This window comes from Streptomyces sp. SID14515, assembly GCF_010548505.1.
GTDB lineage: Bacteria > Actinomycetota > Actinomycetes > Streptomycetales > Streptomycetaceae > Streptomyces > Streptomyces caviscabies.
This window is the reverse complement of record NZ_JAAGMH010000044.1, coordinates 42212-62537: the sequence shown is the minus strand read 5'-3', so window position 1 is coordinate 62537 and position 20326 is coordinate 42212. Positions and strand designations below refer to the sequence as shown.

Annotated in this window: 18 protein-coding genes and 1 pseudogene; 12 read left to right on the top strand and 7 right to left on the bottom strand. The window is 71.4% G+C overall.

Annotated features, from left to right (window positions below; translation table 11 throughout):
* Positions 1–105 precede the first annotated feature (105 nt).
* A complete protein-coding gene (locus tag G3I54_RS08820; protein ID WP_164612788.1) occupies positions 106–1524 on the top strand; it encodes a DUF4157 domain-containing protein in 1419 nt (472 codons plus the stop codon).
* 15 nt (positions 1525–1539) lie between these two features.
* Here G3I54_RS08820 and G3I54_RS08815 read toward each other — a convergent pair whose 3' ends face one another.
* From G3I54_RS08815 to G3I54_RS08805, 3 genes are all read right to left on the bottom strand, one after another.
* Positions 1540–2685 carry a PP2C family protein-serine/threonine phosphatase gene (locus G3I54_RS08815; protein ID WP_164612786.1) on the bottom strand — a complete coding sequence of 382 codons (1146 nt, stop codon included), beginning with the start codon at positions 2683–2685 and terminating at the stop codon, positions 1540–1542.
* 152 nt (positions 2686–2837) lie between these two features.
* A complete protein-coding gene (locus G3I54_RS08810) occupies positions 2838–3662 on the bottom strand; it encodes a DNA-formamidopyrimidine glycosylase family protein (RefSeq protein ID WP_164612785.1) in 825 nt (274 codons plus the stop codon).
* Positions 3663–3771: 109 nt separating this feature from the next.
* Positions 3772–4260 carry a ribose-5-phosphate isomerase gene (locus tag G3I54_RS08805; protein ID WP_010062974.1) on the bottom strand — a complete coding sequence of 163 codons (489 nt, stop codon included), beginning with the start codon at positions 4258–4260 and terminating at the stop codon, positions 3772–3774.
* A gap of 273 nt (positions 4261–4533) precedes the next feature.
* Between G3I54_RS08805 and G3I54_RS08800 the strand changes: the two genes are divergently transcribed.
* On the top strand, positions 4534–5967 hold the full coding sequence (locus G3I54_RS08800) for an amino acid permease (protein WP_164612783.1): 1434 nt from the start codon (positions 4534–4536) through the stop codon (positions 5965–5967).
* A gap of 85 nt (positions 5968–6052) precedes the next feature.
* On the top strand, positions 6053–7369 hold the full coding sequence (locus G3I54_RS08795; RefSeq protein WP_164612781.1) for an FAD-binding oxidoreductase: 1317 nt from the start codon (positions 6053–6055) through the stop codon (positions 7367–7369).
* 7 nt (positions 7370–7376) lie between these two features.
* On the opposite strand, the gene G3I54_RS08790 is transcribed toward G3I54_RS08795, so the two are convergent.
* Positions 7377–7970 (bottom strand): biotin transporter BioY, encoded by a 594-nt coding sequence (locus G3I54_RS08790; RefSeq protein ID WP_164612780.1) that lies wholly within the window; start codon positions 7968–7970, stop codon positions 7377–7379.
* A gap of 288 nt (positions 7971–8258) precedes the next feature.
* Between G3I54_RS08790 and G3I54_RS08785 the strand changes: the two genes are divergently transcribed.
* From G3I54_RS08785 to G3I54_RS08775, 3 genes are all read left to right on the top strand, one after another.
* Complete coding sequence (locus tag G3I54_RS08785; protein ID WP_164612778.1) at positions 8259–9677, top strand: amino acid permease; 1419 nt, start codon at positions 8259–8261, stop codon at positions 9675–9677.
* A 174-nt stretch (positions 9678–9851) separates the two neighbouring features.
* Entirely contained in the window at positions 9852–11297 is a 1446-nt protein-coding gene (locus G3I54_RS08780; protein ID WP_164612776.1) for an amino acid permease, read from the top strand.
* Positions 11298–11519: 222 nt separating this feature from the next.
* On the top strand, positions 11520–12605 hold the full coding sequence (locus tag G3I54_RS08775; protein WP_164612774.1) for a glycerophosphodiester phosphodiesterase family protein: 1086 nt from the start codon (positions 11520–11522) through the stop codon (positions 12603–12605).
* Positions 12606–12722: 117 nt separating this feature from the next.
* Here G3I54_RS08775 and tkt read toward each other — a convergent pair whose 3' ends face one another.
* Entirely contained in the window at positions 12723–15011 is a 2289-nt protein-coding gene (gene tkt / locus G3I54_RS08770; RefSeq protein ID WP_164612772.1) for a transketolase, read from the bottom strand.
* A gap of 249 nt (positions 15012–15260) precedes the next feature.
* Between tkt and G3I54_RS08765 the strand changes: the two genes are divergently transcribed.
* The 6 genes from G3I54_RS08765 (at position 15261) to G3I54_RS08740 (ending at position 19090) form a co-directional block, all read left to right on the top strand.
* The gene (locus G3I54_RS08765; protein ID WP_164612770.1) at positions 15261–15635 is read left to right on the top strand and encodes a hypothetical protein; all 375 of its coding nucleotides are present in this window, start codon (positions 15261–15263) and stop codon (positions 15633–15635) included.
* Positions 15636–15895: 260 nt separating this feature from the next.
* A complete protein-coding gene (locus tag G3I54_RS08760) occupies positions 15896–16537 on the top strand; it encodes a superoxide dismutase (protein ID WP_164612767.1) in 642 nt (213 codons plus the stop codon).
* Positions 16538–16696: 159 nt separating this feature from the next.
* The gene (locus G3I54_RS08755) at positions 16697–17041 is read left to right on the top strand and encodes a metalloregulator ArsR/SmtB family transcription factor (protein ID WP_164612765.1); all 345 of its coding nucleotides are present in this window, start codon (positions 16697–16699) and stop codon (positions 17039–17041) included.
* Positions 17038–17811 carry a DUF2071 domain-containing protein gene (locus G3I54_RS08750; protein WP_164612763.1) on the top strand — a complete coding sequence of 258 codons (774 nt, stop codon included), beginning with the start codon at positions 17038–17040 and terminating at the stop codon, positions 17809–17811. The genes G3I54_RS08755 and G3I54_RS08750 overlap by 4 nt, the downstream gene beginning before the upstream one ends.
* A gap of 71 nt (positions 17812–17882) precedes the next feature.
* Entirely contained in the window at positions 17883–18542 is a 660-nt protein-coding gene (locus G3I54_RS08745; RefSeq protein ID WP_164612761.1) for a CatB-related O-acetyltransferase, read from the top strand.
* A 26-nt stretch (positions 18543–18568) separates the two neighbouring features.
* On the top strand, positions 18569–19090 hold the full coding sequence (locus G3I54_RS08740; RefSeq protein WP_164612758.1) for a hypothetical protein: 522 nt from the start codon (positions 18569–18571) through the stop codon (positions 19088–19090).
* 12 nt (positions 19091–19102) lie between these two features.
* On the opposite strand, the gene G3I54_RS08735 is transcribed toward G3I54_RS08740, so the two are convergent.
* A complete protein-coding gene (locus G3I54_RS08735; protein WP_239144298.1) occupies positions 19103–19780 on the bottom strand; it encodes a hypothetical protein in 678 nt (225 codons plus the stop codon).
* Between the two features lie 89 nt (positions 19781–19869).
* Positions 19870–20195, bottom strand: a pseudogene (locus G3I54_RS08725) (hypothetical protein).
* Positions 20196–20326 lie beyond the last annotated feature (131 nt).

Genomic DNA, 20326 nt, shown 5'->3' with positions numbered 1-20326 from the left:
GCCCTGTCCGCCCGGCCGGTCAACTGTGCCCTTGGGTACCTGGAACCCCGGGCCCTGCCTCGGTTATGCAGGGAGGGTCAGCTTCTCAGCAGCGAAGAGGTTTCCATGCACAGTCAGGACGGTCCCGCGAAGACCGGCGCGGAGAGCAGGTCCGCCCCGGTCGTCCGCAAGCCCGAGGCCGCGAGCGGAGCCCCGCCCACCGGGCTCCTCGCCCTCCAGGGCAGCATCGGGAACGCGGCCGTCGTGCAGATGATGCGGACCGCGGACCGCCCGCCCCTCCAGGAGGAGCACGAGCACGGCGACGGCTGCGGCCACGGTCGGACCGACCAGGCCCCCGTACAGCGCTCGGCGGTCCACGACGTGCTGCGCGGCGCGGGCCGGCCCCTGGACTCCGCGACCCGTACCGACATGGAATCCCGGCTCGGCGCCGACTTCTCCGACGTACGCATCCACAACAACGCCGCCGCCAAGGCCTCCGCCGCCGAGATCGGCGCCCGCGCCTACACCTCCGGCAGCCATGTCGTCATCGGGAGCGGCGGCGCGGACAAGCACACCCTCGCCCATGAGCTCACCCACGTCATCCAGCAACGCCAGGGGCAGGTCGCGGGCACCGACAACGGCCAGGGCCTGCGGGTCTCCGACCCGTCCGACCGGTTCGAGCGCGAGGCCGAGGCCACCGCCCGCCGGGTGATGTCGGGTCCGGTCGCCGCCGGGCCCGACGTACAACGGGCCCTCCCCACCCGGGGCCCCGCAGCCGCACCGGCCGTGCAGCGGACCGTGCAGGACCGGCTCACCGATGGTTACTGGGCCGAGCAGGCGGAGGGCAAGAAGGCCGTGAAGGCGCCCACCAAGGCGTCCGGGGGCCGCAAGGGCGACGAGATCCTCCAGGTGGTGGGGCCCGGTCTGATCAAGGAGCTGGCCGATTTGTGCGCCGGGAAGTCCGAAGAGGAACTGAACGCGATGGGCCGCCTCGAACTGTTCCGGGCGATGGACGAGAGCGAAGCCGCGGACATCGAAGCCTGGTGGGGAGGACACGACGATTCGACCGCGAAGCTGAACGACATGAACCAGTGGATCCTCGACCACAAGGGCGATGAGAAGCCTTCGTCCGCGTTCAACAAGCAGTTCGGCGAGACGAAGAAGACGGCGGCCCCGGGTACCGAGCCGAAGGACGGCACCCTGCCGATCGGCTACCACCTCGGCGACGAGACCCAGGCCCGCTCCTACCTCGACCCCAAGCGTCCCGGGGAGCAGGCGCTGATGAAGTTCGTCCTCCGGCCCGGCGCGCACGAGCTGCTGTTCTCGCCCAAGTACATGGCGGTGGACGGAAGCGCCGCGAAGCGCACGCCCCAGTCCCTCCGGAACATCCACGGAGGCATGCCGCAGGCCAAGAAGGGCGAAGGGCTGCTCGACGGCTACGTCGGGATCAAGCAGGAGAGCCGGGGTGACTTCAGCGTGGCGGTGAGCAGCAAGTGGTCGAAGCTGCTGTTCCAGATATTCGTGGAGCGCATCGAGCGGGCCTGATCGACAAGACACCCCCTAGGCCCGGCGGGAGAGCAGCAGCAGGGCCCGGTCGTCGTTGACGTCCTTGGCGCAGGCCTCGATCAGATGCCAGGCCGCGCCCTCGAAGCCGGTGGTGACATAGCGGTCGGCCTCGCCCGTCAGCCGGTCGATGCCCTCGGCGATGTCCCGGTCGGAGGCCTCCACCAGACCGTCGGTGAACAGCATCAGTACGTCGCCGGGTGCGAGCGACCCCTTCACCGCGTCGAACTCGGCCCCGTCGTAGACGCCGAGCAGCGGGCCTTCGCCGGACTTCTCCTCCCACTGCCCGCTGCCGGCGTGCAGTTGGAGGGCGGGCGGGTGGCCCGCGGAGTAGATCTCGTAGTCGCCCGATTCCAGGTCCAGCACCAGATGGATCGAGGTGGCGAAGCCCTCGTCCCAGTCCTGGCGCAGCAGATAGCCGTTGGCGGCGGGCAGGAAGGCGTGCGAGGGCAGCGAGCCGAGCAGCCCGCCGAAGGCGCCGGACAGCAGCAGGGCCCGGGAGCCCGCGTCCATGCCCTTGCCGGACACGTCGGTGAGGACGGCCTCCAGGGTGCGGCCCCCGTGGGTGCGGGCCGCGACGACGAAGTCCCCGGAGAACGACTGGCCGCCGGCCGGGCGCAGGGCCATCTCGCGGTGCCAGCCCTGGGGCAGCCGGGGCAGGGAGCTCTGGACCCGGATGCGTTCGCGCAGGTCGAAGAGCATCGTGCCGCCGCGCCGCCAGGGCACGCCGACCCGGGCCCGGAACTGAGCGAGGATCAGCCCGAAGAACCCGCAGGCGGCGACCACGAGCACGGTGCCCGGGGTGACCCGGGCGGGGCCGTCGAGGTACGGGCCGAGGGTGAGCGCCTCCACGATCAGCGCACCGGCGGCCGTCGCGTACAGGCCCAGCAGGCTGGCGGGGCGCAGCAGCAGGCCGCCCGCCACGATGGGCAGGGCGAGGGCGGCCGGATCGATCCAGACCGGGCTGACGACGGTGGCGAAGGTGATGGCCGGGATCGTCAGCAGCAGACCGGCCAGGGCGATCCAGTCGGAGCCGTCGCCGCGGAAGTAGTCGACCCCGGATTTGCGCAGGCCGATGCGGGCCCGGTGCATGTTTCTGCGCCACCGGGCCCAGAAGTCGTCTACTCCTCCGCTACGGGCCACTGCCGGGACCTTATCCACCCGGACGCGTCCGGTGCAGGGGGACCCCGGTGACAATGCGCTCGAAATGGGGTCGTCGGTGCACCGGAACCCTGTTCCGCGTGGCATATGACACGGTTCCGGCGGGGCTCAGCCGCCGGAGGCCGCCATCGGGCTCAGCCGCCGGACGGTCCCGGGGGCTGGCAGCGGGGGCACCAGAAGAGGTTGCGGGAGACCAGGTCCGCGGTGCGGATCTCCGTACCGCAGATGTGGCAGGGCAGGTTCGCGCGGCGGTAGACGTAGACCTCGCCGCCGTGGTCGTCCTTGCGGGGCGGGCGGCCCATGGCCTCGGGGAGGTGTTCGGGGCGGACGGTGTCGATCCGGTTGTTCGTCACGCCCTCGCGCATGAGCTCCGCCAGGTCCGCCCAGATCGTGTCCCACTCGGCGCGGGTGAGGTCCCTGCCCGTGCGGTACGGGTCGATGCCGTGGCGGAAGAGGACCTCGGCGCGGTAGACGTTGCCGACGCCGGCGATGACCTTCTGGTCCATCAGCAGGGCGGCGATGGTGGTGCGGCTGCGGGAGATCCGCTGCCAGGCGCGCTCCCCGTCCTCGTCGCCGCGCAGCGGGTCCGGGCCCAGGCGCTCGTGTATGGCGCGCTTCTCGGGCTCGGTGATCAGGGCGCAGGTGGTGGGGCCGCGCAGATCCGCGTGGTGGGCCGCGTTGACCAGCCGGAGGCGGACGGTGTCGGTGGGCGGCGGGGGCGGGGCGGCGCCGAAGTGGAGCTTGCCGAAGAGGCCGAGGTGGATATGGACCCAGCCGGTGTCGCCGAAGCCGAGGAAGAGGTGCTTGCCGTGGGCGTCGGTGGCGGTGAGGGTGTGCCCGTCGAGGAGGGCCGCGCTGTCGGAGAACTTGCCCTGCGGGCTGCTCACCCGTACCGGTGTGCCCGCGAACCGTTCGGTGTGGTCGTCGGCGAGGCGGCGGATGGTGTGTCCCTCGGGCACGGCGGGGCTCCTGTGGAAGGGCGGGCGGTGGAAAGGGCGGGCGGTGACACGGCCGTGCCGCCGGGTCCGGGACCCGGCGGCACGGGAAGGCGTGGTGCGGGAGGGCCGGTCAGCCCTGCTGCGGGTGGTGGGCGGGGATCGGGGGGAGCTCGCCGGTGTTCTCGTACGCCGAGAGCATCTCGATGCGGCGCGTGTGGCGCTCCTCGTTCGAGTACGGCGTGGAGAGGAAGATCTCGACGAACTTCGTGGACTCCTCGACCGTGTGCATCCGGCCGCCGATCGCGACGACGTTGGCGTTGTTGTGCTCGCGGCCGAGGGCGGCGGTCTGCTCGCTCCAGGCCAGTGCGGCACGGACGCCCTTGACCTTGTTGGCGGCGATCTGCTCGCCGTTGCCGGAGCCGCCGATCACGATGCCGAGGCTGTCCGGGTCGGCGGCCGTCTTCTCGGCGGCGCGCAGGCAGAACGGCGGGTAATCGTCCTGGGCGTCGTAGATGTGGGGGCCGCAGTCGACGGCCTCATGGCCGTGGGCGCCGAGCCACTCGACGAGGTGGTTCTTGAGTTCGTAGCCGGCATGGTCGGATCCGAGGTACACGCGCATGGTGCGAAGTGTGGCACGAACTCGGCGGGCGGCCGTCACGGGGCGGCCGTCGGCGGCCGAAAGGCCCGATTCGACGATTCACAGGTCTGGACCTTGATTCTGTGTGGCGAACACCACTCGGGCAACGATCAGGCAAACGATCCGAAAGAGGGGGTTCCCCTTTCGCCTTGTATCGAGCTTGAATGCGTGGCCTTGTCTTCGCACACCCCACGGGCACCACCCACGGCGGAGCAGGGCACACCCTCATGCTCGAGAACGTAAGGAATCCCCCCAATGACGTCGCAGACGACGCTGGCGAAGCCGGGCCAGGAGCCCGGTGAGCCGGACCGGCCGGACTCCTCGGGCGGGCTTCAGGCCGGCCTGAAGAACCGCCACCTTTCGATGATCGCGATCGGCGGTGTGATCGGAGCCGGGCTCTTCGTCGGTTCCAGCGCGGGCATCGCGGCCGCGGGTCCGGCGATTCTGCTGTCGTACGCGATGGTCGGCCTGATGGTCGTCCTCGTGATGCGGATGCTCGGCGAGATGGCCGCCGCCCGGCCCAGCTCCGGCTCCTTCTCCGCCTACGCCGATCAGGCGCTGGGCCGTTGGGCCGGTTTCTCCATCGGCTGGCTCTACTGGTTCTTCTGGGTCGTGGTGCTCGCGGTCGAGGCCACGGCCGGCGCCAAGATCCTGGAGAGCTGGATCCCGGGTGTCCCGCAGTGGGCCTGGGCGCTGATCGTGATGGTCGTGCTGACCGCCACCAACCTGGTCTCGGTGGGCAGTTACGGCGAGTTCGAGTTCTGGTTCGCCGGGATCAAGGTCGTGGCGATCGGCGCGTTCGTGGTCGTCGGCTTCCTCGCGGTCTTCGGGTTCCTGCCCGGGGCGGACAACGAGGCGTCGGGGCTGGCCCATCTGACGGACAGCGGCGGGTTCTTCCCCGAGGGGCCGGGCGCGATCCTGACCGGTGTGCTGATGGTCGTCTTCTCGTTCATGGGCAGCGAGATCGTGACGCTGGCCGCCGGTGAGTCGTCGGACCCGCAGCGGGCGGTCTCGAAGGCCACCAACAGCGTGATCTGGCGTATCGCCGTCTTCTACCTCGGCTCGATCTTCGTGGTACTGACGCTGCTGCCGTGGAACGACCCGTCGATCGTCGAGAAGGGCAGCTATGTCGCCGCCCTTGACGTGATCGGGATCCCGCACGCCGGCCAGGTCATGGACTTCATCGTGCTGACGGCGGTGCTGTCCTGCCTCAACTCCGGCCTCTACACCGCCTCCCGGATGGCGTTCTCGCTGGGCGAGCGCGGGGACGCGCCCAGGTCCTTCGCCAAGGTCAACAAGCGGGGTGTGCCGCAGGCGGCGATCCTGTCCTCGGTCGTCTTCGGCTTCGTGGCGGTGTTCTTCAACTACCAGTGGCCCGACACGGTGTTCCAGTTCCTGCTGAACTCCTCCGGCGCGGTCGCTCTCTTCGTGTGGCTGGTCATCTGTTTCACCCAGCTGCGGATGCGCGGGATCATCCTGCGCGAGACGCCCGGCAAGCTGGTCGTACGGATGTGGCTCTTCCCGTACCTCACCTGGGCGACGATCGCGATGATCTCCTTCGTCCTGGTCTACATGCTGACCGACGACGCCGCGCGCGAGCAGGTCGTGCTGTCGTTGCTGGTCGCGGCCCTGGTCGTGGGCATCTCGCTGTTCCGGGAGATGCGCGGCCGCAAGGCCGCCGCCGAGTGATCCATACCTGACGGAGGCTGTCAGGTATCCCGGGGAGGCTCTTCTTCGCACCGCCCACCACGCGAGCGAAGGAGAGCCTCCCCTCATGGTTTCCGCATCCTCAGACGCATCCGCAGGCCCCGAACGACCCGCCGCCCCCGCCACCTTCCAGACCGGCTTTCCGATCCGGCCCGACCGGCTGATCGAGGCCCGTACCCCCGACGACGTACGGGAGGCCGTGGCGTACGCCGCCGAGCACGGGCTCCGCGTGGCCGCGCACGCCACCGGCCACGGGCTGCCCGGAGCGGTCGAGGGCGGCGTCCTCGTCGTCACCCGCGCCCTGGACTCCGTCACCGTCGACCCGGTCGCCCGCACCGCCACGATCGGCGCGGGCGCGACCTGGGGCGCGGTGACGGCGGCGGCGATCCCGCACGGGCTGGCCCCGCTCAACGGCTCGTCGCCCTCCGTGGGCGCGGTCTCGTACACGCTGGGCGGCGGACTGGGCGTCCTGGCCCGGGAGTTCGGGTACGCCGCCGATCATGTCCGGGCGCTGGAGGTGGTGACCGCCGACGGGGTCCTGCGCCGGGTCACGCCGGAGCGCGAGCCGGAGCTGTTCCGGGGGCTGCGCGGCAGCGGGCGGCGACTGGGGGTGGTGACCTCGCTGGAGATCGGTCTGGTGGCGGTGGAGCGGCTGTACGGGGGCTCGATCGCGTTCGACGGGGAACGGGCGGCCGAGGTGATGGCCCGCTATCTGGAGTGGACCCGGACCGTGCCGGAGACGCTGACGTCCTCACTGGCCGCGCTGCCGTATCCGGACCTGCCGCAGGTGCCCGAGGAGGTGCGCGGGCGGTACGTCGTCTCGGTGCGGGTCGCCTTCACGGGGGACGCGGCGGAGGGCGGGCGGCTGGTGGCCCCGCTGCGGGCGATCGGGCCCGCCCTGGCGGACTCGCTGCGGGAGATGCCGTACGCGGAGAGCCCGACCATCCACAACGACCCGCCGTTCCCGCACGCGTACCACGGGGAGGGGCTGATGCTTCGGGAGCTGGACGCCGACAGGGCCGCGCGGGTGCTGGAGCTGACCGGGCCGGGGGCGCCGATGATGACGGTGGTGCAGCTCAACCACCTCGGCGGAGCGCTGGCCCAGCGGCCGGAGGCGGCGGACGCGGTGCCCTACCGCGACGCGGGCTTCCTGCTGCGGCTGTTGTCGCCGCTGGACGGTACGGACGTGGCGTCGGTGCGCTCGCTGTACGGGGAGGTGTCCGGGGTGCTGGGGCCGCTCGTTCAGGGGCGGTCGCTGAACTTCTCCTTCGGCGGCGGGGACCGTACGGCTGGATTCCACGAGCCGGAAACGGCGAAGAGGCTCGCCGGTCTGGTCTCCCAGTACGATCCGGCGGGCCTATTCGGAGGGCCTTACGAGGGCTGAAGGCTGGTCAGCCGCGACGGCCCAGCAGCTTCCAGGTGGTCGGCAGAACGCCCATGGCCAGCGCCGCCTTCACGGCGTCGCCGATCAGGAACGGGGTCAGGCCGGCCGCGACGGCGGCGCTCAGCGACATCCCGGTGGAGAGCGCCAGGTACGGCACGCCGATGGCGTAGATGATCGCGGAGCCGAGGACCATCGTGCCGGCGGTGCGCAGCACCGAGCGGTCGCCGCCGCGCCGGGCGAGGGCGCCGACGACGGTGGCGGCCAGCAGCATGCCGAAGACGTAGCCGAGCGACGGCATCGCGTAGCCCGAGGTGCCTTCGGCGAACCACGGCATGCCCGCCATGCCGACGAGCGCGTACAGCGCGAGCGAGAGGAAGCCGCGGCGGGCGCCCAGCGCGGTGCCGATGAGGAGCGCGGCGAAGGTCTGGCCGGTGACGGGGACCGGGGAGCCGGGGACCGGGACGGCGATCTGGGCCGCGATGCCGGTCAGGGCCGCGCCGCCGAGGACGAGGGCCGCGTCCACGGCGTAGCGGTGCCGGGCTGCGGGCAGCAGGTCGGCGAGGACCGCTCCGGAGCGGACGGGGGCGGCAGCAGTGCTCATCGGGACTCCGCGGGTGAGGGCAGGTGGGCCGGGACGGCCCCCGCCGGGCAGGGTGGGGTCGGGCTTCCGCCGACGTTAGCCCACGGGTCGACGCCCGATCACCATCAGCCGCCCACAAAGCGGCGGTTGATGGGTTGGTGGAATTCACACAAAGCCTGCGGCGCAATCGCGTTCCCGCGTGACGCTCGTCACGGAGGTGGGGCGGGTGAGGGGCCGTTTTGGCGGGAGAGGGATCGCGGCCCCAGACTGTAGGTTCCCCATAAATGACCCGAGAGTGAACCGCACCCCATGCACGAGGCTCCCCCCACCCCTCCCGCTCCCCCGGCCGAGCCGCTGTCGCACGGGCTGAAGCAGCGCCATCTGACGATGCTGGGGCTCGGCGGGGTGATCGGGGCCGGGCTGTTCGTCGGTTCGGGCGCCGGGATCGCGGTGGCGGGGCCCGCGATCGTCGTCTCGTATCTGATCGCGGGGGCGCTCGCGATGCTGGTGATGCGGATGCTGGGCGAGATGTCCTCCGCGATGCCCGCCTCCGGTTCGTTCTCCGTGCACGCCGAGCGGGCGCTCGGGCGGTGGGCCGGGTTCAGCGTCGGCTGGCTGTACTGGTTCCTGCTGGTGGTGGTGCTCGCCGTGGAGGCGACGGCGGCCGCGCAGATCGCCCATGGCTGGGTGCCGGGCATCGAACCGTGGGCATGGGTGCTGCTGTTCATGGTGGTCTTCACCGCGGCGAACCTGACGGCGGTGAAGAACTTCGGCGAGTTCGAGTTCTGGTTCGCCTCCTTGAAGGTCGGCGCGATCGTCGTCTTCCTGGTGCTCGGGCTGCTGGCGGTCTTCGGATGGCTCCCGGACACCGACCCGGTCGGGATGACGAACCTGACCGGACAGGGCGGCTTCCTGCCGAACGGCTGGAGCGGGGTCGTCTCCGGGGTACTGACCGTCGTCTTCGCCTTCGGCGGCCTGGAGGTCGTCACCATCGCCGCCGCCGAGACGGACGATCCGGCGCGCGCGGTGGGGCGGGCGGTGCGCAGCGCGGTGGTGCGCATCCTCTTCTTCTACGTCGGCTCGATGCTGGTGATCGTGACCGTGCTGCCGTGGACCGCGCAGCAGGCCGGGCTGAGCCCGTATGTGAAGGTGCTGGACGCGATCGGGGTGCCGTCGGCCGGGCAGATCATGAACATCGTGGTGTTCGTGGCGCTGCTCTCCGCGCTGAACGCCAATCTGTACGGCTCCTCCCGCATGATCTTCTCGCTGGCGGAGCGCGGCGAGGCCCCGCGCGGACTGCTGAAGGTGTCCCACGAAGCCGGGGCGGAGGGCGGCGTGCCGCGGCGGTCGGTGCTGGCGTCGGTGGCCTTCGGCTTCGTCTCCGTCCTGCTCAATCTGCTGTGGCCGGACACGGTGTTCCTCTACATGCTCAACTCGGTCGGCGCGGTGCTGCTGTTCGTCTGGGCGCTGATCGCCGCCTCCCAACTGCGGCTGCGCGCCCGGCTGGAGCAGGAGGCCCCCGAGGCGCTCACGCTGCGGATGTGGTGGTTCCCGTATCTGACGTGGGTGACACTGGCCGGGCTGCTGGGGGTGCTGCTGCTGATGCTGACCGATGAGGCGGCGCGCCCGCAGGTGCTGTGGTCGGCCGGGGCGACGGCGCTGGTGCTGCTGGTGGCGGTGGGCCGTGAGCGGCGGGAGCGCAAGGCCGCGGTGCCGACAGGCCGCTGAGCGGACGGGTACGGGCCGGGCGTGGACCGGGCGCGGGCTTTACCGCCCGGTAGGCGGGTGCGCACCTTGTGTGAGCCTGGTGACCGTATAGCGGACACCCATTCCGTGTGAGCGGTACGGATGCTCAGACTGTGGGTTCGTCCCCTTGTCTCAGCTACCGAACAGAGCTCGTCCATGCCTCGGACCTCCGCGTCTCCCCCCACCGCTGACTCCGCGGCCCCCGCCGGGGCCCAGGCGGACTCCGCGCTCACCCACGGTCTCAAACAGCGACACCTCTCGATGATCGCCCTCGGCGGGGTGATCGGCGCCGGTCTCTTCGTCGGCTCGGGCGCCGGTATCGCCGCGGCAGGGCCCTCGATCATCATCGCGTACGCCATCTCCGGGCTGCTCGTCATGATGGTGATGCGGATGCTCGGCGAGATGTCGGCCGCCAATCCGGCCTCCGGCTCCTTCTCCGTGCACGCCGAGCGGGCGATCGGCCCGTGGGCCGGGTTCACCGCGGGCTGGTCCTTCTGGTTCCTGCTCTGCGTGGCCGTGGGCCTGGAGGGCATCGGGGCCGCGCAGATCGTCAGCGGCTGGCTGCCGGGGACACCGGAATGGGCCTGGGTCGCGCTGTTCATGGTGATCTTCCTGGGCACCAACCTGGCCGCCGTGAAGAACTTCGGTGAGTTCGAGTTCTGGTTCGCCGCGCTCAAGGTCATCGCGATCACGCTGTTCCTGGTGCTCGGCCTGCTGGCGATCCTCGGCGTGCTGCCCGACACGGACGCGCCCGGCCTGTCCAACCTCACGGGCGACGGGGGCTTCCTGCCCAAGGGCATGGACGGCTTCATCATCGGACTGCTCGCCTCCGTCTTCGCGTACGGCGGTCTGGAGACCGTCACCATCGCGGCGGCCGAGTCCGAGAACCCGGTGCAGGGCGTCGCGAAGGCGGTCCGTACGGCGATGTGGCGCATCGCGGTCTTCTACATCGGCTCGATGGCGGTCATCGTCACGCTGGTCCCCTGGGACGACCCGAAGGTCGCCGAGGTCGGCCCGTTCTACGCCATGCTCGACCACCTGGGCATCGGCAGCGCCGCGCAGATCATGAACGTGGTCATCCTCATCGCGCTGCTCTCCGCGATGAACGCCAACATCTACGGCGCGTCCCGCATGGCCCGGTCGCTGGTCGCCCGTGGCCAGGGCCCGGCCGTGCTCGGCAAGATCAGCTCCGGGGTGCCGCGCAACGCGGTGCTGTTCTCCTCGGTGTTCGGGTTCCTGTGCGTGCTGCTCAGCTACTGGCGGCCGGACGACGTCTTCCCCTGGCTGCTGAACATGATCGGCGCGGTGATCCTGGTCGTATGGATCTTCATCGCCGCCTCGCAGCTGATCCTGCGCGGCCGCACGGAGCGCGAGGCTCCGGACAAGCTGGTCGTGCGGATGTGGTTCTTCCCCATCGGCACGATCGTCGCCCTGGCGGCCATGGTGGGCATCTTCCTGCTGATGCTGCGCCAGCCGGACACCCGTGACCAGCTGCTGGCCACCGGAGCGCTGACGGTGGTGCTGATCGGCATCGGCCTCGTACGTCAGCGGCGGCGGGGCGGCGACGCCGGTACGGCCGAGATCCCGGCCCAGCGGAAGTAGCGCCCGCTCGGCCGTACGGCAGCGGTTCCCGCACGGCCTCTACGAACGCCGGGCTCCTCCTCGTACGATCGGGGCGGAGCCCGGCGTTTCGGCGTTCGGCGTTCCGGTGTGCGGTTCCGGCGTGCACCCGTGACCGACAGGACATCGCAGGGCCGGGCACCGTACGCCGGGCTGTCATCCGCCCTCGCTTCCGTGGTGGCTCCACCCACACGAGGAGCCGTCATGTCCGTTGCCCCCAGGCGTCGTTCGATCCTCCTGGCCACCGCCGCCGTCACCGCCGCGGCCACCGCCCCGGCCGTCGCCGCCTCCTCCACCGCCGCCGCCGCCGCCGAGCGTCGCCCGCAGCGGCCCACCTGGCCTCTGGTCATCGGGCATCGCGGGGCGGCGGGCTGGCGGCCCGAGCACACCGCCGACGCGTACACCTATGCCGTACGGGCCGGGGCCGACTGGATCGAGCCGGACCTGGTGCCGACGAAGGACCATGTCCTGGTCGTGCGGCACGAGAACGAGATCGGCGGGACGACGGACGTGGCCGGCCGGCCGGAGTTCGCGGACCGCCGCACCACGAAGACGGTCGACGGCAAGGCGGTGACCGGCTGGTTCACCGAGGACTTCACGCTGAGCGAGCTGCGGACGCTGCGCACGGTGGAGCGGCTTCCGCTGGTCCGCGACCGCAACACGGTCTTCGACGGGCGGGGCCGGGTGATGACGTTCCAGGAGGTCGTGGACCTGGCCCGGCGGCTGTCGCGGGAGTCGGGCCGGCGGATCGCGGTGTTCCCGGAGACGAAGCACCCGACGTACTTCCGCTCGATCGGGCTGCCGCTGGAGGAGGAGCTGATCCGGGTGATCCGCCGCAACCGGCTGACCGCCCGGGACTGCGTCGTCCAGTCCTTCGAGCCCGCGAGCCTGCGCCGGGTGGCCGCCGCGCGCCTCGGGCTCCCGCTGTGGCAGGCGCTGGGCACGAGCGGCGGCCCGTACGGACACGAGCTCACCTACCGGGACATGATGACCCCGGCCGGGCTGCGCGAGATCGCCTCGTACGCGGAGTGGATCGGCCCGGACAAGTCCTCGGTCGTCCCGCCGAACACCCTGCTGGCGGACGCCCACGCGGCGGGCCTGAAGGTCGGCGCGTACACCTTCCGGGCGGAGAACCAGTACCTCCCGGCCGCGTACCGCCGGGGCAGCGGGCCGAACGACTTCGGCGACGCGTTCGCGGAGTACGCGTTCCACTACGGGCAGGGCGTGGACGCGGTGGTGACGGACTTCCCGGACATCGCGGTGCAGGCGAGGGACGACCTGCGGGCGTGACCGGGGCTCCGACCCGAACCTCTGCCCCGGGCCGGAGCCGGGGCGGGGGCCCGAACCCCGGCCCAGGCCCAGGCCTCTGCCTCTGCTCCTGCTCCTGCCCCGGGCTGCCGGCCTTGATCAACCGGATACGTCCTGGCCGACGTCCCCTGTGCCGCCTTCCGCCGGAGCGGCGCCGGGCCGCTCGCCGCCGGGCCGGACGGGGCCTGCCGCCGCGCGGATGCTCTCCCGTGCGGCGTCGGCGACCGCGCGGGGCGTGATGCCGAACTCCTCGTACAGGCGCTCGTAGGCGGCGGACGCTCCGAAGTGCTCCAGGCTCACCATGCGGCCCGCGTCGCCCACCACGTCCCGCCAGCCCTGGGCGACGGCCGCCTCGACGCTCACCCGGGCCCGTACGGCGGGCGGCAGGACCTCGTCCTGGTACGCGTACGGCTGCTCGGCGAACCACTCGCGGCAGGGCAGCGAGACCACCCGCGCGTCGTGTCCGTCGGCGGCCAGCAACTCCCGCGCCTCCAGGGCGATGTGGACCTCCGAGCCGGTCGCGACGAGGATGACGTCGGGGGTGCCGTTACGGCTGTCGGCGAGGACGTAGCCGCCCCGGGCGGCCCCCTCGGCGGAGGCGTACGCGCCGTCGCCCTCGCCCCGCTCCAGGACGGGCAGCGGCTGCCGGGTCAGGGCGAGGCCGGCGGGCCGGTCGTGGTGCTCCAGGACGGTGCGCCAGCAGACGGAGGTCTCGTTCGCGTCGGCGGGCCGTACGACGTCGAGGCCGGGAATCGCGCGGAGGGCGGCCAGTTGCTCGACGGGCTGGTGGGTGGGGCCGTCCTCGCCCAGGCCGATGGAGTCATGGGTCCAGACATAGGTGACCGGCAGCTTCATCAGGGCGGCGAGGCGGACGGCCGGGCGCATGTAGTCGCTGAAGATCAGGAACGTACCGCCGTAGGGCCGGGTGAGGCTCTGGAGCGCGATGCCGTTGAGGATCGCGCCCATGGCGTGCTCGCGGATGCCGAAGTGGAGCGTGCGGCCGTAGGGGTCGCCGGGGAACTCGCCGGTCTGCTTGCGCTCAGGTACGAAGGACGGCTCGCCCTCCATGGTGGTGTTGTTGCTCCCCGCGAGGTCGGCCGAGCCGCCCCACAGTTCGGGCAGCACGGGGGCCAGGGCGGTGAGCACATCGCCGGAGGCCTTGCGGGTGGCGATGCCCTTGGGGGCGGCGTCGAAGACGGGCAGGCTGTCGGTCCAGCCGTCGGGCAACTTCTGCTCCAGCAGCCGGTCGAGGAGTGCGGCGCGCTCAGGGTGGGCGGCGCGCCACACCTGGTAGCGGGGCTCCCAGGCGCGGTGGGCCGCGGCCCCGCGCTCGACGACCGCGCGGGCGTGCTCCAGTACGTCGTCCTCGACGGTGAAGTGGGCGTCCGGGTCGAAGCCGAGCAGCTTCTTGGTGGCGGCGACCTCGTCGTCGCCGAGCGCGGAGCCGTGGGCCTTGCCGGTGTTCTGCTTGGTGGGCGCGGGCCAGCCGATGATCGTGCGCAGGACGATCAGCGAGGGGCGGCCGTGCTCGCTCTTCGCGGCCTCGACGGCGGCGAGCAGGGCGTCGACGTCCTCGACGTAGTCGCCGGTCCGGGTGAAGTCGACCGTCTGGACGTGCCAGTCGTACGCGGCGTAGCGGGCGGCGACGTCCTCGCTGAAGGAGATGTCGGTGTCGTCCTCGATGGAGATGTGGTTGGAGTCGTAGAAGACGATCAGGTTCCCGAGCTCCTGGTGTCCCGCCAGCGAACTGGCCTCGGACGTCACGCCCTCCATCAGGTCGCCGTCGGAGGCGACGACGTACACATGGTGGTCGAAGGGGCTGGTGCCGGCGGGCGCGTCGGGGTCGAGGAGGCCGCGCTCGCGCCGGGCCGCCATGGCCATGCCGACGGCGGAGGCGAGCCCCTGCCCGAGCGGCCCGGTGGTGATCTCGACGCCCCGGGTGTGGCGGTACTCCGGATGTCCGGGGGTGGCGGAACCCCAGGTGCGCAGCGCTTCCAGGTCCGCCAGCTCCATGCCGTAACCGCTCAGGTACAGCTGGATGTAGAGGGTGAGGCTGGAGTGCCCGCAGGAGAGCACGAAGCGGTCCCGGCCGAGCCACTGGTCGTCCGCCGGGTCGTGCCGCATCACCTGCTGGAACAGCAGATACGCCAGCGGGGCCAGGCTCATCGCGGTGCCCGGGTGGCCATGGCCCGCCTTCTGCACGGCGTCGGCCGCGAGCAGCCGCACGGTGTCGACGGCGCGGACATCGAGCGGGCCCCACCCGGCCGCGTCCGCGAGGGGCAGGGCCAGTTTCGGGTCGCGGGGGTGAGCGCCGGAGCTCCGGAAGGCGTTCGAGCCGTTCGGGGCGTCGGGGGCGTCGGGGGCGTCGGGGGCGTTCGGGGATGGCATCAAGTCCTCCTGATCGATGTGGCGGGGGCGAAGCGCGCGGCGCACGCGCACCCGGCGCCGAAGCGGGCTCGGCGGCCCCCGGGCGGCCCGGCCGCCACTGCGCGGGCTGCTCGGCCGTATCGCGGATGCCCCGGGAGGCCGCGTCCAGACATGGGCGCTCGTGGGAGAGAGGCAGGCAAGAAGACGGAACGCCTTTATAACAAGAAAAGGGAGGATAATAGGACACCCGACAGGAACGAGAGGCCCACCATGTCGAAGAAGCCGCCCCGGCACGGCGAGGGGCCGAGCAGGTTCGAGGGCGAGGGACAGCACGGCTGGGCCCCCGACGTGGACGAGACGTCGCAGCGGCCCAATCCCAGCGCGCACCGCTCCTTCAACCCGGACACATACGCCCCGGAGCCGGACCGCCCCCGCAAGAAGCCGACCGAGGAGGAGAAGCGCGCCTCCCTGGAAGGCACCACGACGGAGAGCTCGACGCGCCGCGGAGAGGACCGCGGCGGAGACTCCGACCTGCACGGAACCGGCCGCCGAGGAAAGTCCCGGCGCCCCAGCGGAAAGAAGGACGCGTCCGCCCATACGGGCGTCGACCCGCAGGAGCGGAAGGGCAGCGACCCGACCCACTGATTCCACCCGACCCGCCGACGGGCCCGTTCATCCTCAACCCTCACCGAACGGGCACGTTCACCGTCAATCCTCACCGAACGGGCCCGTCGCACAAGCCCCCCACCGACCCGCCCCGGCCTCCGCCGCGCCCCGACCGATCGCGCCGCTGGTCCTAGGCCGAAGGGCTGATCACTTCGGAACGCTCCTGCTGTTAGCCTGCTTCTGCACATAGGTTGCAATAACAACTGGACGGCATTCCCAGCAGTCGGAGGGCTCGCATCATGGCCACGTACACGCTCCCGGAACTCCCGTACGACTACGCGGCGCTCGAACCGGTCATCAATCCGCAGATCATCGAGCTGCACCACGACAAGCACCACGCCGCATACGTCAAGGGTGCGAACGACACCCTGGAGCAGCTGGAAGAGGCCCGCGACAAGGAGGCCTGGGGCGCGATCAACGGCCTTCAGAAGAACCTCGCGTTCCACCTCTCCGGCCACATCCTGCACTCGATCTACTGGCACAACATGACCGGCGACGGCGGCGGCGAGCCCCTCGCGGCGGACGGTGTGGGCGACCTCGCCGACGCGATCACCGAGTCCTTCGGCTCCTACGCGGGCTTCAAGTCCCAGCTGACGAAGGCCGCGGCCACCACCCAGGGTTCCGGCTGGGGCGTGCTCGCGTACGAGCCCGTGAGCGGCAAGCTGATCGTCGAGCAGGTCTACGACCACCAGGGCAACGTCGGGCAGGGCTCGGTCCCGATCCTGGTCTTCGACGCCTGGGAGCACGCCTTCTACCTGCAGTACAAGAACCAGAAGGTGGACTTCATCGAGGCGATGTGGCAGGTCGTCAACTGGCAGGACGTGGCGAAGCGTTACGCCGCCGCCAAGGAGCGCGCGGACGTGCTGCTGCTCACCCCCTGACGTGACGCCGACGCACCACAGACGTCCTGCCTCGTGATCGTCTTCTCAACCTTCACCACGGCAGGCGGATGAAAGAAGAGCCCCCGCGAGGACGTGACTCGCGGGGGCTCTTCCATGGCGGCTGTTTAGCTGTTTAGCTCATGTGCTAAACATGCACACATGGAATCACCCGCCCTTCCGGCCGACGAAGAGGCGAGCGCCTTCCGCGCGCTCGCCGACCCCACCCGCCGTCAGATCCTGGAGGATCTGCGGGGCGGTGAGCTGGCCGCCGGGGAGATCGCGAGCCGGTTCTCGATCAGCGCCCCGTCCATCTCGCGCCATCTGGGCGTCCTCAAGGGCGCCGGGCTCGTCACCGAGCGCCGGGACGCCAACCGCATCCTCTACTCGCTCGCCGAGGAGCGGCTCGCCATGTGCGTGGGTCGCTTCCTCAGCGCCGTGTGCCCCGAGCAGATCGTGCTCCGCAACACCAAGTGGCGCTCCGCGCCGGAAGGCGACGCCTCATGATCAGGTCCCGACTCTCCAGCGTCATCGAACGCCGCCTCCTGGTGAACTACCGGGTCGACCCGTACATCGCGGCGGCCCTGCTGCCCGCGCCGCTGCGGCCCCAACTGGTGCGCGGCCAGGCGGTGGCGGGCATCTGCCTGCTCCGGATCGGTGGCGTCCGGCCCGGCTGGGCCCCGGCCGCGACCGGGCTGACCAGCGAGAACGCGGCGCACCGGATCTCCGTCGAGTGGGACGGGCCGGACGGCGTCGAGCGCGGCGTCTACATCCCGCGCCGCGACACCGCCTCCCGCCTCAACGCCTTCGCGGGCGGCCGGATCTACCCGGGCGAGCACGGCCGTGCGGACTTCACGGTGCGGGAGGACGCCGACGCCGTACGGGTGGCCTTCGCGACCCGGGACGGCGAGGTGGAGGTCGACGCGACCGTGGAGCCGGCCGAGGAACTGCGCGGCAGCGGGCTGTTCGCGGATCTGGCGGAGGCGTCGGAGTTCTTCCGCCTCGGCAGCAAGGGCCTCTCCCCCAACGTCGGCGGCAGCCACCTGGACGTCCTCGAACTGTCCACGGACGCCTGGAAGGTGACGGCGGGCCGGCCCCGTACCGTACGCTCCTCGTTCTTCGAGGACCTGGACCGTTTCCCGCCGGGCAGCGCGGTGCTGGACAGCGCGCTGGTGATGCGGGGCGTGGCAGCGGACTGGTCGCAGGGGGAGCCGTTCCGGCTGGGGTGCGGGGCGGGTGCGGGGGCGGCGTCTGGATCGGGACCTGCGGCTGCTTAGGGCGGTTATGGGGGCGCGGTCGGGCCGGAAAATGCCGGTGGATCGGCGGGCGCGGATGCCACGATGGCGTCATGAATGCCGCCCCCGCCCCCGTCCCTGCGGACCCGACCGTCCTGCACCCGATGCCCGGCCAGCCGCGCGTGGTGCAGCTGAAGCCGCTGGTCACCTCGCCGCTGGTGGAGGTCGGCGACTATTCGTACTACGACGACCCCGAGCACGCCACGGAGTTCGAGACCCGGAATGTGCTGTACCACTACGGCCCGGAGCGCCTGGTGATCGGCAAGTTCTGCGCGCTGGGCACGGGGGTGCGGTTCATCATGAACGGCTCCAACCACCGTATGGACGGCCCGTCCACCTTCCCGTTCCCGACTCTCGGCGGCTCCTGGACCGACCACTTCGACCTGCTGACGGGCCTCCCCAACCGGGGCGACACCGTGATCGGCAACGACGTCTGGATCGGCTACGAGGCGGTGATCATGCCGGGCGTCCGCATCGGGCACGGCGCGATCGTCAGTTCGCGGTCCGTGGTCGTCTCGGACGTCCCGGACTACGGCATCGTCGGCGGCAACCCGGCCCGTCTGATCCGTACCCGGTACGAGGAGGCGGACATCGCGCGCCTGCTGGCGGTGGCGTGGTGGGACTGGCCTGCGGAGCACCTGACGCGCCACATCCGTACGGTGATGTCGGGCACGGTGGCGGAGCTGGAGGCGGCGGCGCCGGAGGCGGAATAGGCAGACCTCTGCCTAGGCTGACAGGCGTGCAGAACGAGCTCACCCACGAGGGCGACACCTTCATCAACTTCCGGAACTACACGTTCCAGGATGCGAGGTCGGCCGCCTTCAGGTGGGTCGACGTCAAGCGTCTGCGGTTCGCGGCGGAGCAGGCCGCCGATACGGAGCTGCTTGCCGCACTCATCGGGCATGAGCAGTTCCGGGACGACTATGCCGGCGGCGGAGTGCTGCCGGACGGGCTCCGGCACGGCCCGTACTGGGTGGAAGCGGTGACCCCTGACGCGTACGGAGCCGTCGGCCCTGAGGAGAGCGACCTCATCCTGCGGGAGTGGGCGAACCAGTTCGAGGACGTGCCCGCCGATCTGGCGACGGATCTGCGACGGGAGGTGTTCGACCGGCTGGCCGCCGCCGAGCGCATCTACTGCCTGAGCGAGCTCGACGGTGAGGCGGTCCACGACTGGGGTGGTGTGCACAGCGACTTCCACGAGTTCGTGCTCATCGACCGCTCGGCAGGGCGGATGACCCTGCTCGTCGCGGCCGACGACTGAAGCGGCGATCGGTCACGACCGCGTGCGAGCCCGGTGCCGTCGGTGGTACGACCAGGTCACCGCCGATAGGAGCGGGCCCCACAGCAGGAGGGGGGCGTAGGCGGCGACGAAGAGGACTCCACCGGCCGAGACGCCGGGGTTCGGGCTGGGGGCGGTCAGCAGCCCGCCGAAGAAGAACACCCACCACAGGACGGTGACCGTGAGGGCTCCCAGCGAGGCGGCGAGGACCGCGAGCCCGCCGTTGACCGGACGCCCTCCGATCAGCGGAAGCCGGCGCGGCGCCACTTCTCCCCAGGGCCGCACCAGTCCGAGCGTGAGGTACGAGGCGGCCTCGGCGACCGCGCCGATCAGCAGCACGTAAGCCAGGCCGATGAGCACGGAGTTGCGGGGGAACGCGGCGAGGAACTCCTCGCGCTCCATCACTCCGACCGGCACCCCGAGCACGAGCGCGACACGCCACAGCCCGGAGGGGACGGTCGACCAGGCCGCGACCTGGGCGGCGCGGACCGCCCAGCGCGGGGCGGGCGGCAGCGGCGGGCGGGCCGTCGCCGAGGCCGGGGCCGAAGCCGGGGCCGAGGCCGGGGCCGAGGCCGGTGGCGGCGGGATCGGCTGCCGGGCCGGTGGCGGCACCGGTGGCGGGCGGCGGGGTTCCGGGCTGGGTTCGGGCGGGGCGGGGTCCGTCGTCGTCATGACCCGAATCTCGCGTACGGCCCGGCCCGGCACGTCCTGCCGCGTGATGGTCCGCCTCCGCCGCCCGGGGGAAGCACGGCGGGCGGGCCCTAGAACCTGAGCTTGAACCCGTCGTGGCTGCGGGCGAAGCCGAGCCCGGCATAGAAGCGGTGCGCTTGCTCGCGCTGTTCGTCGCTCGTCAACTGGACCAGTCCGCAGCCCCGCGCTCGTCGGCGTCCTCGACCAGGACCAGGACCAGCATCTCGTTGCGCGGGTCCGCGTCGATCGCCGCGAAGGCGTGCTCGTACGCCTGAGTGACCGTGATGTCCGCTGGGTCCACCACCCGCTCTTCATCGGCGAGCAGAGCGAGCACCGCGGGCAGGTCGGCGCGGGTCGCGGGACGCAGCGTGAGGACGAGGGCGGGCTCGGCAGACATGCCGCCGGCCCTGACCGGCCCCTCACGTGAAGCCGGTCGTACCCCGGAAAAACGGGTTCTTCCGCCTGATCAGCACGACGTAACCTCGCTGACCGACGGCACTGCATGTCCGGCGTGACGGAAGGGGCTTG

What these genes read in the sequence shown, in the direction of transcription:
- G3I54_RS08820 (WP_164612788.1), top strand. Translation starts at nt 106, where the DNA reads ATGCACAGTCAGGACGGTCCCGCGAAGACCGGCGCGGAGAGCAGGTCC.
- G3I54_RS08805 (WP_010062974.1), bottom strand. Translation starts at nt 4,260, where the DNA reads ATGCGCGTGTACCTCGGATCCGACCATGCCGGCTACGAACTCAAGAAC.
- G3I54_RS08800 (WP_164612783.1), top strand. Translation starts at nt 4,534, where the DNA reads ATGACGTCGCAGACGACGCTGGCGAAGCCGGGCCAGGAGCCCGGTGAG.
- G3I54_RS08795 (WP_164612781.1), top strand. Translation starts at nt 6,053, where the DNA reads ATGGTTTCCGCATCCTCAGACGCATCCGCAGGCCCCGAACGACCCGCC.
- G3I54_RS08790 (WP_164612780.1), bottom strand. Translation starts at nt 7,970, where the DNA reads ATGAGCACTGCTGCCGCCCCCGTCCGCTCCGGAGCGGTCCTCGCCGAC.
- G3I54_RS08785 (WP_164612778.1), top strand. Translation starts at nt 8,259, where the DNA reads ATGCACGAGGCTCCCCCCACCCCTCCCGCTCCCCCGGCCGAGCCGCTG.
- G3I54_RS08780 (WP_164612776.1), top strand. Translation starts at nt 9,852, where the DNA reads ATGCCTCGGACCTCCGCGTCTCCCCCCACCGCTGACTCCGCGGCCCCC.
- G3I54_RS08775 (WP_164612774.1), top strand. Translation starts at nt 11,520, where the DNA reads ATGTCCGTTGCCCCCAGGCGTCGTTCGATCCTCCTGGCCACCGCCGCC.
- tkt (WP_164612772.1), bottom strand. Translation starts at nt 15,011, where the DNA reads ATGCCATCCCCGAACGCCCCCGACGCCCCCGACGCCCCCGACGCCCCG.
- G3I54_RS08765 (WP_164612770.1), top strand. Translation starts at nt 15,261, where the DNA reads ATGTCGAAGAAGCCGCCCCGGCACGGCGAGGGGCCGAGCAGGTTCGAG.
- G3I54_RS08760 (WP_164612767.1), top strand. Translation starts at nt 15,896, where the DNA reads ATGGCCACGTACACGCTCCCGGAACTCCCGTACGACTACGCGGCGCTC.
- G3I54_RS08755 (WP_164612765.1), top strand. Translation starts at nt 16,697, where the DNA reads ATGGAATCACCCGCCCTTCCGGCCGACGAAGAGGCGAGCGCCTTCCGC.
- G3I54_RS08750 (WP_164612763.1), top strand. Translation starts at nt 17,038, where the DNA reads ATGATCAGGTCCCGACTCTCCAGCGTCATCGAACGCCGCCTCCTGGTG.
- G3I54_RS08745 (WP_164612761.1), top strand. Translation starts at nt 17,883, where the DNA reads ATGAATGCCGCCCCCGCCCCCGTCCCTGCGGACCCGACCGTCCTGCAC.
- G3I54_RS08735 (WP_239144298.1), bottom strand. Translation starts at nt 19,780, where the DNA reads ATGACGACGACGGACCCCGCCCCGCCCGAACCCAGCCCGGAACCCCGC.